The sequence below is a fragment of the Novosphingobium album (ex Liu et al. 2023) genome (assembly GCF_029076845.1).
Classification (GTDB): Bacteria; Pseudomonadota; Alphaproteobacteria; order Sphingomonadales; family Sphingomonadaceae; genus Novosphingobium.
This window is the reverse complement of the sequence record NZ_JARESE010000020.1, coordinates 132,241-145,825: the sequence shown is the minus strand read 5'-3', so window position 1 is coordinate 145,825 and position 13,585 is coordinate 132,241. Positions and strand designations below refer to the sequence as shown.

Sequence of the window (13,585 nt, the reverse complement as noted above, 5' to 3'; positions counted from 1 at the left end):
AACGGCCCGCGCCTTGCGGAGCGGTGGACCGCGCGCTACTCGCGGCTGAATCCATTCTCCCCCACCAGAGGAACCTGCCTGCATGAGCCAGCCCAGTTACGACGTCATCGCCATCGGCAATGCCATCGTCGATGTCATGGCGGCGAGTACGGATGCGCTCATCGACGATCTGGGCATGACGCGCGGCGGCATGACGCTGGTCGATACCGAGCGGGCGCACGCGCTCTACGCGGCGATGGGCCCCGCGCGCGAGATCTCGGGCGGATCGGCGGCGAACACGCTGGCCGGGCTGGCCGCGCTCGGCGCGAAATGCGCGTTCATCGGCCAGGTCGCCGACGATCAGCTTGGCGAGGTCTTCGCGCATGATATTCGCGCCGGCGGCATCGCCTTTGCCACGCCGGTCCGTTCGGGCGAGCCGGCGACGGGGCGCTGCCTGATCTTCGTCACGCCTGACGGGCAGCGCACGATGAACACCTTCCTGGGCGCATCGCAGTTCCTGCCGCCGGCCGCGCTGGATGAAGCCGCGATCGCCGATGCGGCGGTGCTCTATCTCGAAGGCTATCTGTGGGATCCCGAAGAGCCGCGCGCGGCCATGCGCAAGGCGATCGGCGTGGCGCGCGGGGCCGGGCGCAAGGTGGCTTTCACTTTGTCCGACGCTTTCGTGATCGAGCGCCACGGCGCCGATTTCCACGCGATGATCGAGACCGGCGACATCGATATCCTCTTCGCCAACGAGCACGAACTGGCCGCGCTGACGGGCGAGAGCGACTTCGAAGCGGGGATGGCCAGCCTGGCCGGCAAAGTGCCCGTTCTCGTCGTCACGCGCAGCGAAAAGGGCGCGGTGGCGATCGCCGGGGGCGAGCGGGCCCATGTCGCGGCCGAGCCGATCGCCAGGGTGATCGACACCACCGGCGCGGGCGATCTGTTCGCCGCCGGGTTCCTGTTCGGCCATGTGCGCGGGCGGCCGCTGGACCAGTGCCTGAAGCTGGGCGCAGTCTGCGCGAGCGAGGTCATCGCCCATTACGGTGCGCGGCCGGAAGCCGATCTCAAGGCGCTGGTCGCCGGAATCGCGGGATAAGGGGGCGGATCGGTTGAGCTGCCCGGCGCTGATCGACTTCGAGGCGAGCTGCCTGCCTGAATACGGGCAGTCCTATCCGATCGAAGTCGCGCTGGCCCGGATCGACGGTTCCAGCCGCACCTGGCTCATCCGCCCATCGCCCAAGTGGCGATTCTGGGACTGGTCCGAGGAAGCCGAGGCGCTGCATGGCATCAGCCGCGAGATGCTGGCGCGCGAGGGCCTGCCGCCCGAGCAGGTGCTCGCCGAACTGGCCGAAGTCGCCGGTGATTGCCAGGTCTATGCCGATGCCGATCTCGATGCCTACTGGCTGGAAGTGCTGGCCGGCGCGGTGGGCGCGCCCGTGCCGTTCCCGGTGCGCTATCTGGGCGAACTGCTGGTCGAACGCGGCTATACCCGCCCGCAAGTCGTTGCCGCGCTGGCCGAGGCCAAGGCACGCCTGCCGCGCGAACACGTCGCGCGCGATGACGCCAGCCGGCTGGCGCTGACGGTCCGGCTGCTGCTGGATGGCGATCTGCCTTAGCGACCGCGCATCCTAGCTTTGGCTCGCGCGCAGCTTCTGCAGGCACAAGTCCTTGTCGCTCTTCAGCGAATCGTCATAGTCCGATGCCGTGTCATCGGGCAGCGAGCAGTCCTTGGCCGGGCGCACCGGGTAAGTGGTGGCGCAATAATCGGTGGAATAGCCCGAGGAAACGCAGGCGTCGTAATTCTTCTGCTCGGCGTCGTGGAGCGATCGGCACGTGCTGTTCCAGCGTGATGTATAGCCAAGCTGGGCGAAGCTGAGGCAGTCGTTATATTCGGTCCTGGCGTCCTTCACCGCCGCCGCCTTCTTGTCGTCGGCTTCCTTCTGCTTGTCGAGCTGCGCCTGTTCGGCGGCGTGCACGCGTTCCGCCTCGCGCGCGGTATGCATGGGCAGGAACACCCCGTAATAGTATCCCACGCCCCCGCCGAGAAACAGCGCCGCCAGTGCCAGCGCCAGCTTGAGTATCGCATCCGCACGATCGAGCATCGGCGCCCCCGAATCAAAGCCAATCCACGCAGTCCGTCCGGTTTCCAAGCCTCTGCCGCCGGCAAATGCAAGGCGCGGATGCGCGGTTTGCCCCTTGCCCGATCATTCCCCGGCTTCGCGGGCCACTTCGCGCCAGCCGATGTCGCGCCGGCAGAAGCCGGTGGGAAAGGCGATGCGATCCACCGCCTGATAAGCCTTGGCCTGCGCTTCCGTCACCGATCCGCCGCGCGCGGTGACGTTCAGCACCCGGCCGCCGTTCGCCGTCAGCACGCCGTCGATGCCCAGCGCCGTGCCGGCATGGAACACTTTGGCGCCGTCCGCCTCGGCTGCCGGAATGCCGTCGATGCGGCCGCCTTTCTCGGGCGTGTCGGGATAGCCGTTCGCGGCCATGACCACGGTGAGCGCCGTCTCGTCCAGGAAGCGCGGCTGCTCGATCGCGGCCAGCCGGCTTTCGGCGCAGGCGAACAGGATCTCCACCAGATCGCTTTCCAGCCGCATCATCAGCACCTGGCATTCGGGATCGCCGAAGCGGCAATTGTATTCGATCAGCTTGGGCCCGGCGCGCGTCAGCATCAGCCCGGCATAGAGCACGCCCGAATAGGGATAGCCTTCGTCCGCCATGGCCTGGACCGTGGGCGTCAGGATCCTGGCCATGACTTCGCCTTCGAGCAGCGCGGTCAGCACCGGGGCCGGGCTGTAGGCGCCCATGCCGCCGGTATTGGGGCCGGTATCGCCATCGCCGACGCGCTTGTGATCCTGCGCCGATCCGAAGGGGACGATGGTGCTGCCGTCGGTCAGCGCGAAGAAGCTGGCTTCCTCGCCTTCGAGGAACTCCTCGATCACCGCTTCGGCCCCGGCCGCGCCGAAGCGCCCGGCGAAGATGTCGCGCACCGCCGCTTCGGCTTCGGCGGCGGTCATCGCCACGGTCACGCCCTTGCCGGCGGCCAGGCCGTCCGCCTTGATCACCACCGGCACGCTGAAACCGTCAAGCGCGGACAGCGCGTCGGCCTCGCTGGTCACGCGGACATAGCCGGCCGTGGGAATGCCGGCGCGCTCGCACAAGTCCTTGGTGAAGCCCTTGCTGCCTTCCAGTTGCGCGGCGGCGCGGCTGGGCCCGAACACGGCGAAGCCGGCGCCGCGCAGGCTGTCGGCCAGGCCATCGACCAGCGGCGCTTCCGGGCCGATCACCACCAGCCCGATGCGCTCCGCCTCGCAGAAGCGGATCACCGCCGCGTGATCGGCGGCGTCCAGCGCCACGCAGGCGCCATGCTCGGCGATCCCGGGGTTGCCCGGTGCGGCGAAGAGCTTGCCGCAAGACGGAGATTGCGCCAGCTTCCACGCGAGCGCGTGTTCGCGCCCGCCCGAACCCAGCAGAAGGATATTCATGGCCGGTACCCTGTCTTTCGATGACGACGATGATGACGCCGCAAGTGTATCGCGTGGGCTGGTAGCGAAGCAGGCCGCCGGGGACAACGCCGCGCCGCTGACGGTGAGCGAGATCTCTGCGCTGCTCAAGCGCACGGTGGAGGACCGTTTCGGCTTCGTGCGGCTGCGCGGTGAGCTTTCGGGCGTCAAGCGGGCGGCCTCGGGGCACCTCTATTGCGCGCTCAAGGATGACAAGGCGGTGATCGACGGGGTGATGTGGCGCGGCGGCGCGCAGCGCCTGGCGTTCCGGCCCGAGGACGGTATCGAGGTGGTCGCCACCGGCAAGCTGACGACGTATCCGGGCCGTTCGAAATACCAGATCGTCATCGAAAGCATGGAGATCGCGGGCGAGGGCGCCTTGCTCGCGCTGCTGGAAAAGCTGCGCGCGCGGCTGGCCGCCGAAGGGCTTTTCGCCGAGGAGCGCAAGCGGCCGCTGCCCTTCCTGCCGCGGGTGATCGGCGTCGTCACCTCGCCCACCGGCGCGGTGATCCGCGATATCCTGCATCGGCTGGCCGATCGCTTTCCCAGCCGCGTGCTCGTCTGGCCCGTGCTGGTGCAGGGCGAGGGCTCGGCCGAGCAGGTGGCGCGCGCGGTGCGCGGCTTTTCGGCGCTGCCGGCGGGCGGCGCGGTGCCCCGGCCCGATCTTGTCATCGTCGCGCGCGGGGGCGGCTCGATCGAGGACCTCTGGTCGTTCAACGAGGAAATCGTGGTGCGCGCCATTGCCGAATGCACGATTCCGGTGATTTCCGCCGTGGGGCACGAGACCGATACGACGCTGGCCGATTTCGCCGCCGATCGCCGCGCGCCCACGCCCACCGCCGCCGCCGAGATGGCCGTGCCGGTGCGCGCGGACCTGCTGGCGCAGATCGACGAGCTGGCCTTGCGCCAGCGCCGCTGCGCGCTGCGGCCGATCGCCCTGGGGCGCGAGCGGCTGGACGCGCGGGCGCAGCGCCTGCCCCGGCCCGAGGCACTGCTGGCGCAACCGGCACAGAAGCTCGACGATCTTGGCGAGCGCTTGCGCCGGGGCTTGCGCGATCGGGCCTATGCGCAGCGCGAAAGGCTCCAGGCGGTCGCCGGCCGGCTCTCGCTGCCGCTGCTGCGCCATCGTGTGGAGCGCGGCGCGGACCGGCTGGCCCATGCCGGGCTGACCCCGGCCTTGCTCATGCGCCGGCTGGCGCTGGCGCGCGATCGCTTCGCTCCAGTCGCGCGCGTCCTGCCGCAGCTCGATCCCGACAAGCCGCTCGATCGCGGCTTCGCCCGCGTGACCACGCCCGAAGGCCAGACGCTGACGCGCAAGGCCATGGCCGAAAAGGAAGCGGCGCTGGTGCTCAAGTTCCGCGATGGCGACTTGCCGGTCGCCGTCAGCGGCGGCGGAACGGCGGCGCCCCGCCGTCCGGTGCGGCCCAGGGGCACCGTGCCGGGGCAGGGCGATTTGTTTTGATCGGGCGGGTCTGCTAGAGGCATGGCCATGCTGATGTCATCCCCCAACCGTCCCGCCATGCTCAGCTATGGACCGAACGGGTTTCGCATGTTGCAGCCGGGCGACCACGTCGTCTGCACGGTGACGGGCGAGAAGATCCCGCTTGAAGTGCTGCGCTACTGGAGCGTGGAGCGGCAGGAACCTTACGCCAGCGCGGCGATCGCGACGCAGCGGTTGCTCGGCCAGGCATGATCGCCCGCGCCGGCCTCAAGGGCTGGATGCTGGGCGGGCTGGTGCTGATCGCGCTGATCAGCGGCGGCGCCAGTCCGCTGGCCCGGCGGCTGACGGCGGCGGCCCTGCCGGATCTCTCCTCGTCCGCGGCGGCGGTGCCGGCCGAATTCACCTTCACGGGTGAAACCACGCAAGGCGGCTGGATCAGGGGCAAGGTTCCGGCCGGCACGCGCAGCCTGCGGCTCGATGCCACCGAAGTGCCGTTCGGCGCGGACGGCAGCTTCTTCGTCGCGTTCGATCGCGACGCGCCGCCGGGCGCCACGCTGGTCGCCCGGCTGGACGACGGGCGCGCGGTCACGCGCGCGCTCACGGTCGCGCCGCGCGCCTGGCAAATCGAGAACGTCAATATCGCGCGCCGGGAAGGCGGCCCGACCGAGGCCTTCATGGCGCTGCGCCAGCCCGAACTCGCGCGGATCGAAGCCGCGCGCGCCATGCGGACCGATGCGCAGGGCTGGCGGCAGCCCTTCATCTGGCCGGTGAAGGGCCGGATTTCGGGGCGGTTCGGCTCGCAACGGGTCTATCGCGGCGAGCCGGGCAGCTTTCATTCGGGCATGGACATCACCAGCGGGACCAGCGGCACGCCGTTCGTCGCGCCGGCCGATGGCGTCGTCATCCTGGCGGCGACAGCGCCTTTCACGCTGGAAGGCAACCTGCTGATGATCGATCACGGCATGGGGCTCAACAGCGCGTTCCTCCACTGCTCGCAAATCCTGGTGCGCGAAGGCGATCATGTGAAGCAGGGCCAGGTCATCGGCCGCATCGGCATGACCGGCCGCGCCACCGGCCCGCATTTGCACTGGAGCATGAAGTGGCGTGATGCCCGGATCGATCCGATCCTGCTGACGGGGCCGATGTCCTAGAGCCGGTCTGGCGTCGTGCCTTTGCGGCGAACCCGATCGCGGCGAAGCCATCGGCGTTGCATCGTTGCGACACCTGATCACCCGCGCCAAGATTGCGCGAAATGGCGCGTAACGGCAACCAACTTGCGGCCTGATCAGCGCGACTGCCGCAGGCGATCCGGCCTGTCTGATGCATTCCTGTGGCATTTTAGTGACATCGGGCAAATAAAAACTTGCACGCCCCTAAAGGTTTGTTTTGCGGCGCAACGACTGTGCCTAGACCGGGCGCATCATACTGCCTGCCTTGGCGTCCATTTCTCATTCTACGGCGTCGGGGGGCAAAGCCCGTAAGGCACACGGGTAAGGGCAGGTATGTGCTTCTTCGGTCGCGGCAGCAGCCGCAGCTAAAAGGGACAAACAAGCAATGAAACCCAATTTCGGTTTGAAAACCGGTGTGGCGATATTCGCCCTCGGCGCAGGTCTCTGCGCGGCACCGGCCTTCGCACAGTCCACTCCGGGCACCAGCGCGGAAGAGGATGATTCGCAGATCATCATCGTCACCGGCTCGATCCTTCGCCGGACCGATACCGAGACGCCGTCGCCCGTCACCGTGCTTTCCGCGGACAACATGCAGCAGCGCGGCATCAACACCGCCGCCGAAGCACTGCAGCGCCTGTCGGCCAACGGTTCGGGCACGATCTCGGAAGGCTGGAACAACGGCAACAACTTCGCGGCCGGCGCCAACGCCGTCTCGCTGCGTGGCCTGACCGTGCAGAAGACGCTGACCGTGTTCGACGGGATGCGCATGGCGCCCTATCCGGTCGCGGATGACGGCCACCGCAACTTCGTCGACCTCAACACCATTCCCGACGCGGTCATCGATCGTATCGAAGTCCTCAAGGACGGCGCTTCGGCGACTTACGGTGCGGACGCGGTTGCCGGCGTGGTCAACGTCATCACCAAGAAGCAGGTTACGGGCATTCACCTGAACGCTTCGGGCGGGCTTGCACAAAAGGGTGACGGCGGCGAGCAGCGCCTCGATCTGACCGCCGGTTACGGCGATCTCGATACCGATGGCTTCAACGTCTACATCAGCGGCATGTACCGCAAGAACGACGAGATCTGGGCGCGCAACCGCGATTATCCCTGGAACTCCGGCGATCTCAGCGGCATCTGTAACGATGCCGGCTCGTGCATGGCGATCCCGACCCGCTGGTACACCTTCGGCGTCAATGCCAACGGCAGCCTGGGCGGCTCGACCATCCCGCTCGCCCCGATCGTCGCTCCTGCCACGGCCACCGGCACGCGCAACGGCGTCTACCAGCTCCTCAACGGCGATTGCGGGGCCTTCGGTGGTTCCTCGGTGGTCCTGCCCGCGACCGCGGCCGGCACCACTTATGCGCCGAGCCAGTGCCAGGCGGACATGAAGAAGCTCTACGCGACGATTCGCCCGGAAACCGAACGCTACGGCTTCGCTGGCCGTGCGACCGCGCGCATCGGCGACAAGGCGGAAGCCTATGTGTCGTTCGATTACATGCACACCCACACCTACACGCAGCTGACGCCGACGGCGTGGCCCGCCAACACCCCGCCGCCGAGCCCGGCGACATGGACCTCGGTGGTGCTGCCCGTCTATGTCTGCTCCGCCGGTACCGCGACGTTCGTCAACAACGTCAACGTCAGCAGCGGCTGCGACGCGACCAACGGCGTGCTCAACCCGAACAACCCGTTCGCCGCTTCGGGCCAGAACGCGATCATCCGCGCCCGCTATGACAAGCCGCAGACGGTCGAGACCAATGCCCGCGCCCTGCGCGCGCAGGCCGGCATCGCCGGCTCGTTCGGCAGCGAGGATGACTGGCACTACAACGTCGATTTCACCGCGTCGGAAGTGCGCCTCACCCGCATCAGCGACAACTACCTGATCCCGCAGCGTCTTGCCGACGTGATCGCGGACGGGTCGTACAACTTCGCCCAGCCCTGGCTGAACAGCCAGGAAGTGCGGGACTATGTCGCGCCGCGCAATTCGAAGGTCTCGACCTCGAAGCTGTGGCAGGCCCAGGCGACCCTCAGCCGGGCGCTGTTCGCGCTGCCGGGCGGCGACGTGCAGGCGGCGGTCGGCCTGTCCTACCGCAAGGAATCGATCAACGACGATTCGGCCAACCCCGAAAACCTGACGCATCCCTATGATCGCTACTTCACGATCAACGCGGTCGGCGCCGTCGGCAGCCGCAACGTGAAGTCGGCGTTCTACGAAGTCAGCGCGCCGGTCCTCGACCAGCTCGAGATCGACGCGTCGGGCCGTTACGACAAGTATTCGTCGGGCCAGAAGAACTTCTCGCCGAAGTTCGGCGTGAAGTTCAAGCCGATCGAGCAGCTCGTGCTGCGCGGCACTTGGTCGAAGGGCTTCCGTATCCCCTCGTTCAACGAAGCTTATGGCCTGCCGACCACCGGCTACACCACGACGTCGATCAACTGCGAGACTTACGCCGATTTCTGCGCCTCGCACGGCAACAACACCTACGCCACCGGCCAGTACTCGCTGGGCCGCACCTCGATCGGCAACCCGGCGCTCGATTCCGAGAAGTCGACGAGCTGGACCCTGGGTGCGGTGTTCGAACCGATCCGCGACGTGAGCTTCACGGTCGACTACTTCAACATCAAGGTGAAGGACGTCATCTCGAACATCTCGGCCGAGGATCAGACCGCCGCGCTCGACGCCTATCTGCGTACGGGTGCGACGGATGGGGTCGCGGGCGTGATCGTGGTGCCGGGCGTGGCCGATCCGCAGAACCCGAACGCGCGCGCGCTGCCGGGCTTCCTGCAGTTCTCGTTCCAGAACGCGGACGAGGAACGCGTCCAGGGTATCGACTTCGGTGCCCAGATCACGCGCGACTTCGGCAATGTGAACTGGTTCAGTTCGTTCGACGCGACCTACCTGCTGAAGTACGAAGTGATCCGCGCTACGGGCGCGGTGGAACGCTATGACGGCTCGCTCAGCCCCTGCGACTACACCTCGTGCTCGGGCTCGCCCAAGTGGCGCGGTTCGTGGCAGAACACCTTCACCATGGGCAAGGTCGCGCTGACCGCCACCGCCTACTACACCGATGGCTATGATCTGGCCTCGGTCGATTACGGCGGGATCAAGGGCGATTGCGAAAACAGCATCGGCGCTTCGGTCGTCGCCTATCAGGACGGCTCGCCGGTGAAGTGCAAGATCGGCGGCCAGTGGAACGTCGATCTCTCGGCCAACGTCAAGGTCAACGACAACTTCTCGCTCTATGCCAACGTGCTCAACGTGCTGGGCATCGATCCGAAGTTCGATCCTTCGGCCGCCTACTCGATCTTCCAGTACAACCCGGCCTGGGGTCAGCCGAACATCGTCGGCCGCTACTTCCGTCTGGGCGCCAAGGTCGATTTTTAACCCGGCCTGACAACCGCCTTGAAGGCGACTTCGGGGGGCGGTCCGCAAGGGCCGCCCCCTTTCCGTTGTGGCGGCGCCATGCGCTTGCCCCGACGGCTGGCGTGACGATGCATTGTGTCATGCACGCTATCGGCATATGCACGCGGCCTGGGCCCATGCATCGGATCGCAGACTGGAACCGCTTATCGTGACCTTGCGGCGCGCTTGCTTTTGCCCAAACCCCCGCCTTGCCGAAAGGACGGCATCATCGCCCCGATGACAACGCGGCGCGGCTGGCCGAGCCCGTTGCGGCTCGCGGCGCTCGCGCTGCTGGCCGTCGGGCTGGCGCCGGGAATACTGTGGCGCGATCGGCCGAGGCACCGGGTCATCGAGCGTGAAGTGCATGTGATCCCGCTTGTGGTGCCCGCGCCCGCGGTGCAGCGCCCGCATCTGGGGGCATTCCGGCTTGCGGGGGTGTGGCGGCTGTCGAACAGCCGGCGCCAGTTCGGCGGCTATTCGGCGATGCTGGCGCTGCCCGACGGGCGCCTGATGATGATCGCCGATGGCGGCTTCGGCCTGATCATCGCGCCGCCGGACGGGCCAGGCGCCCGGCCCGAATGGTTTCGTCCCAAAGACGCCCGGCGCAACACGCGCGGCTTTCATGATTTCGAATCGGCCACGGCCGACTTCGCCCACCAGCGCATCTGGCTGGCCGAGGAAGGCATCAACACGATTTTCCGCATGGGCGCCGATCGCCGCCTCTCGGCCCGGATCGCGCCGCCGACGATGCGTGACTGGGGGATCAATTCGGGGGCGGAGGCGATGGTGCGCCTGCACGATGGGCGCTTCGTCCTGCTGCGCGAAGCCGCCAAGGGCTGGTTCGAGCGCCGCCGCCACGCCGCGCTGTTGTTTCCCGGCGATCCGATCGCGCATCCGCGCGCGCGGCGCTTTACCTTCGAGGGGCCGGCCCAGTTCGCCCCCACCGACATGGCGCAGATGCCCGACGGGCGCGTGCTGATCCTGATGCGCCGGCTGGTCTGGCCCATGCCGGCGCGCTTTGCCGGGCGAATCGTGATTGCCGATCCCCGCACGATCCGCGAGGGCGGGATCTGGCCTTCGCGCGTGGTCGCCAGGCTCAGCTCATCGCTGCCGATCGACAACTTCGAAGCCATGGCGATCAGGTCGCAAGCCGATGGCACGCTGGCCGTCTGGCTGGTCTCCGACGACAACCACGGCGTGTTCCAGCGGACCCTGCTGTGGAAGCTGGTGGTCGATCCCGCGCGCTTGCCTTAGAGATGCGCCTGTCGGCGCACGGCGGCACCAGCCCACCCCGGACAAGCGAAAAGGCGCGCGGATAGCTCCGCACGCCTTGGACAAGCGCTGTTCCTGCCCCGAAGGGCGGGAAATCAGGCGGCCTGCTGCTTCTTCTTGAGGTCGCGCTTCACCTTCAGCGCGCGCGGGCTGAGCGTGTCGTCCGAAGCCTTGAGCAGCCAGTTGTCGAGGCCGCCGTTGTGCTCCACCGAACGCAGGCCGTGCGTCGAGACGCGGAACTTGAAGCTGCGCTCCAGCCCGTCGGACAGCAGCGTGACGTTCTGCAGGTTGGGCAGGAAGACGCGCTTGGTCTTGTTGTTCGCGTGGCTGACGTTGCAGCCCGTCAGACGACCCTTGCCGGTCAGTTCGCAGATGCGGGACATGTCTCTACTCGCTCGAAAAAAATGCGTTGCCGTGAATACGGGAAGGCGCGCCCTTAGCGATTCACCCGGACAAGGTCAAGTTGCGCGGCGGGTTTCGCAAGGCTAGCGCGGGAACATGATCCGCTGGCCCTTGCCCGAACCGATGCTCCGCGCGCTTGACCAGGCGCGGGCCGCCGCCGCCGAGGGCGAAGTGCCGATCGGCGCGGTGATCGTGCGGCAAGGCGCGGTAATTGCCGCCGCGCACAACCGGCCGCGCGCCTTGCATGATCCGACATCGCACGCCGAGATCGAGGCGATTCGCGCGGCGGCGCGCCTGCTGGGCAGCGAACGGCTCGACGGATGCGACTTGTGGGTCACGCTGGAGCCTTGCGCGATGTGCGCGGGCGCCATCGTCCACGCCCGGATCGCGCGGCTCTATTACGGGGCGAGCGATCCCAAGGGCGGCGCGGTGGAGCATGGCGCGCGGGTGTTCGAGCAGGACCAGTGCCTGCATCGGCCCGAAGTCTATGCCGGGATCGGCGAGGACGTGGCTTCGGCCCTGCTGAAGGACTTCTTCCGCGTGCGGCGCTGACCCGTGGGCCCCGCCCCGCCTTACACCAGCGAGATATCCGGCGCGTCTTCCTGCTTCATGCCGATGACGTTGTAGCCCGCGTCGATATGGTGGATCTCGCCCGTGACGCCGGCCGACAGGTCCGAGAGCAGGTAGAGGCCGCCGCCGCCCACGTCCTCGATCGTGACATTGCGGCGCAGCGGCGAATTGAGCTGGTTCCACTTGAGGATATAGTTGAAATCGCCGATGCCGCGCGCGGCCAGCGTCTGGATCGGGCCGGCGGAAATGGCATTGACCCTGATATCGCGCGGACCCAGATCGTTCGCCAGGTACTTCACGCTGGTTTCCAGCGCCGATTTGGCCACGCCCATCACGTTGTAATGGGGAATGACCTTTTCGGCGCCATAGTAGGACAGCGTCAGGATCGAGCCGCCATCGGGCATCATCGCGCAGGCCCGCTTGGTCACGGCGACGAGGCTGTAGGCCGAGACGTTCATCGTCAGCAGGAAGTTTTCCAGGCTGGTATCGACATACTGGCCGCGCAGTTCGTTCTTGTCGGAAAAGCCGATCGCGTGGACGAGGAAATCGATCGTCTCCCAGCGTTCGGCCAGGCGGGCGAACGCGGTGTCGATCGAGGCCATGTCGGCAACGTCGCAATCGATCAGGAAATCGCTGCCCAGGCTTTCGGCCAGCGGGCGCACGCGCTTGGCCAGCGCCTCGCCCTGATAGGAGAACGCCATCTGTGCCCCGTGTTCCTGTAATCTCCTGGCAATGCCCCAGGCCAACGACTTGTCGTTCGCCAGGCCCATGATGAGCCCGCGCTTGCCTTGCATCAGACCGGTCATTCGCTCTCTTCCCGTTTCCATTCAAGCTGTTCCGAGGCATCCGCCTCGCTCAATCGATCGAGGCCCCGCTCCTCGGGCGTCACCGCCAGCGCCGCGTTGAGCTCGGCGCCGACCACCATCCCTAGTCCGACTAGCCAGAAAAAGAAAAGCGCGATCATCACGCCCGCAAGGCTGCCGTAAGTCAGGTCATAAGTGAAGAATGTGCGCAACACCCGGGGCAGCGCGAAGGCCACGATCACCCACCACACCGTCACCAGCAGGGCGCCCGGCCACTTCGGGAACAGCCGCCGCTGGTAGGCCGAAGGGGTGAGCGAAACGAACAGCAGATAGATCGAGACGAACAGCATCAGCGCGCCGATCAGGCGCGAGAGCACCAGTTCGTTGAACAGGGGATCGAGCCGGGGGAACAGCGTGACGAGGATCTCCTCGGCCGCCGCGATCACCACTTGCCCCGAAAGCGAGATCAGCAGCAGCAGCACCGAGGCGAAGATCACGCCGGTGGAAACCAGCCGGTAGTGCCAGAAGGCGCGCGTCTGCGGCGTGCCATAGGCGCGGTGGAGAATGTCGCGGATCGTCTCGATCAGGCTGGTGGCGGTCCACAGGCCGAACAGGCCGCCGATCCACAGCAGCCAGCCCTGCCGCGCCGAGGCGACATCGCGCGCGACCGGACCCAGCACTTGCGCCACGCGCGGCGGCAAGGCGGTGAGCACCGCGTCGATCGAGGCGTTGAGCTGGCCTTTCTCGCCGATCGCGGAAAAGATCGCCGCCACCGCGATGAAGAAGGGGAACAGGGCCAGCAGCGTCATGTAGGCCAGGTTGCCGGCATGGATGAAGCCATCGCGCCAGGCACCGTTCGCCACGCGCAGCACGATCGCGAAAGCGCGCGTGCCCGGCCCGGCGCGGCGCCTCACCCGGTCCCGCCAGTCACCGTGCCAGGCAAGCGCGGACCGCCGCCGGGCCTCGGGCGAGAGGTCGGCCGGCGCGGGGGTGTCCTTCAGCGGTTGCTCCTGCACCGCGCCGTCCTGTCGGGATGCCGG

At 67.4% G+C, this 13,585-nt stretch carries 13 protein-coding genes; 8 read left to right on the top strand and 5 right to left on the bottom strand.

Annotated elements, in window-relative coordinates; all coding sequences use genetic code 11:
- Window positions 1–82 precede the first annotated feature (82 nt).
- Both PYV00_RS08310 and PYV00_RS08305 read left to right on the top strand, forming a co-directional pair.
- Window positions 83–1,078, top strand: a complete 996-nt coding sequence (locus PYV00_RS08310) for an adenosine kinase (RefSeq protein WP_275227819.1) — start codon at window positions 83–85, stop codon at window positions 1,076–1,078.
- A gap of 13 nt (window positions 1,079–1,091) precedes the next feature.
- On the top strand, window positions 1,092–1,598 hold the full coding sequence (locus tag PYV00_RS08305; protein WP_275227818.1) for a 3'-5' exonuclease: 507 nt from the start codon (window positions 1,092–1,094) through the stop codon (window positions 1,596–1,598).
- 12 nt (window positions 1,599–1,610) lie between these two features.
- On the opposite strand, the gene PYV00_RS08300 is transcribed toward PYV00_RS08305, so the two are convergent.
- Window positions 1,611–2,084, bottom strand: coding sequence for a hypothetical protein (locus PYV00_RS08300; RefSeq protein WP_275227817.1), 474 nt, complete (start codon window positions 2,082–2,084; stop codon window positions 1,611–1,613).
- A 102-nt stretch (window positions 2,085–2,186) separates the two neighbouring features.
- On the bottom strand, window positions 2,187–3,470 hold the full coding sequence (gene purD, locus PYV00_RS08295) for a phosphoribosylamine--glycine ligase (RefSeq protein WP_275227816.1): 1,284 nt from the start codon (window positions 3,468–3,470) through the stop codon (window positions 2,187–2,189).
- Between purD and xseA the strand changes: the two genes are divergently transcribed.
- The 5 genes from xseA to PYV00_RS08270 all read left to right on the top strand — a co-directional run bounded on the left by xseA (window position 3,469) and on the right by PYV00_RS08270 (window position 10,752).
- A complete protein-coding gene (xseA, locus tag PYV00_RS08290; protein ID WP_275227815.1) occupies window positions 3,469–4,950 on the top strand; it encodes an exodeoxyribonuclease VII large subunit in 1,482 nt (493 codons plus the stop codon). The genes purD and xseA overlap by 2 nt on opposite strands.
- A gap of 27 nt (window positions 4,951–4,977) precedes the next feature.
- Window positions 4,978–5,181 (top strand): DUF2093 domain-containing protein, encoded by a 204-nt coding sequence (locus PYV00_RS08285; RefSeq protein WP_275227814.1) that lies wholly within the window; start codon window positions 4,978–4,980, stop codon window positions 5,179–5,181.
- Window positions 5,178–6,080, top strand: coding sequence for a M23 family metallopeptidase (locus PYV00_RS08280; protein WP_275227813.1), 903 nt, complete (start codon window positions 5,178–5,180; stop codon window positions 6,078–6,080). Before PYV00_RS08285 ends, PYV00_RS08280 begins: the two co-directional genes overlap by 4 nt.
- 433 nt (window positions 6,081–6,513) lie before the next feature.
- On the top strand, window positions 6,514–9,480 hold the full coding sequence (locus PYV00_RS08275; protein WP_275227812.1) for a TonB-dependent receptor domain-containing protein: 2,967 nt from the start codon (window positions 6,514–6,516) through the stop codon (window positions 9,478–9,480).
- Window positions 9,481–9,735: 255 nt separating this feature from the next.
- Complete coding sequence (locus PYV00_RS08270) at window positions 9,736–10,752, top strand: esterase-like activity of phytase family protein (RefSeq protein ID WP_275227811.1); 1,017 nt, start codon at window positions 9,736–9,738, stop codon at window positions 10,750–10,752.
- Window positions 10,753–10,865: 113 nt separating this feature from the next.
- Here the strand turns inward: PYV00_RS08270 and rpmB are convergent, their stop codons facing one another.
- A complete protein-coding gene (rpmB, locus tag PYV00_RS08265; RefSeq protein WP_275227810.1) occupies window positions 10,866–11,153 on the bottom strand; it encodes a 50S ribosomal protein L28 in 288 nt (95 codons plus the stop codon).
- 115 nt (window positions 11,154–11,268) lie between these two features.
- Between rpmB and PYV00_RS08260 the strand changes: the two genes are divergently transcribed.
- Window positions 11,269–11,724 (top strand): nucleoside deaminase, encoded by a 456-nt coding sequence (locus PYV00_RS08260; protein WP_275227809.1) that lies wholly within the window; start codon window positions 11,269–11,271, stop codon window positions 11,722–11,724.
- 20 nt (window positions 11,725–11,744) lie between these two features.
- On the opposite strand, the gene fabI is transcribed toward PYV00_RS08260, so the two are convergent.
- Together fabI and PYV00_RS08250 are read right to left on the bottom strand one after the other, a co-directional pair.
- On the bottom strand, window positions 11,745–12,548 hold the full coding sequence (gene fabI / locus PYV00_RS08255) for an enoyl-ACP reductase FabI (protein WP_275227808.1): 804 nt from the start codon (window positions 12,546–12,548) through the stop codon (window positions 11,745–11,747).
- Window positions 12,545–13,561: a YihY/virulence factor BrkB family protein gene (locus tag PYV00_RS08250; RefSeq protein WP_275227807.1), complete on the bottom strand. Its 1,017-nt coding sequence runs from the start codon at window positions 13,559–13,561 to the stop codon at window positions 12,545–12,547. The genes fabI and PYV00_RS08250 overlap by 4 nt, the downstream gene beginning before the upstream one ends.
- Window positions 13,562–13,585: the final 24 nt, after the last annotated feature.

Bases quoted from the DNA above. Each gene is read 5' to 3' on its own strand.
- PYV00_RS08310 (WP_275227819.1), top strand. From the start codon at position 83: ATGAGCCAGCCCAGTTACGACGTCATCGCCATCGGCAATGCCATCGTC.
- PYV00_RS08300 (WP_275227817.1), bottom strand. From the start codon at position 2,084: ATGCTCGATCGTGCGGATGCGATACTCAAGCTGGCGCTGGCACTGGCG.
- xseA (WP_275227815.1), top strand. From the start codon at position 3,469: ATGGCCGGTACCCTGTCTTTCGATGACGACGATGATGACGCCGCAAGT.
- purD (WP_275227816.1), bottom strand. From the start codon at position 3,470: ATGAATATCCTTCTGCTGGGTTCGGGCGGGCGCGAACACGCGCTCGCG.
- PYV00_RS08285 (WP_275227814.1), top strand. From the start codon at position 4,978: ATGCTGATGTCATCCCCCAACCGTCCCGCCATGCTCAGCTATGGACCG.
- PYV00_RS08280 (WP_275227813.1), top strand. From the start codon at position 5,178: ATGATCGCCCGCGCCGGCCTCAAGGGCTGGATGCTGGGCGGGCTGGTG.
- PYV00_RS08270 (WP_275227811.1), top strand. From the start codon at position 9,736: ATGACAACGCGGCGCGGCTGGCCGAGCCCGTTGCGGCTCGCGGCGCTC.
- rpmB (WP_275227810.1), bottom strand. From the start codon at position 11,153: ATGTCCCGCATCTGCGAACTGACCGGCAAGGGTCGTCTGACGGGCTGC.
- PYV00_RS08260 (WP_275227809.1), top strand. From the start codon at position 11,269: ATGATCCGCTGGCCCTTGCCCGAACCGATGCTCCGCGCGCTTGACCAG.
- fabI (WP_275227808.1), bottom strand. From the start codon at position 12,548: ATGACCGGTCTGATGCAAGGCAAGCGCGGGCTCATCATGGGCCTGGCG.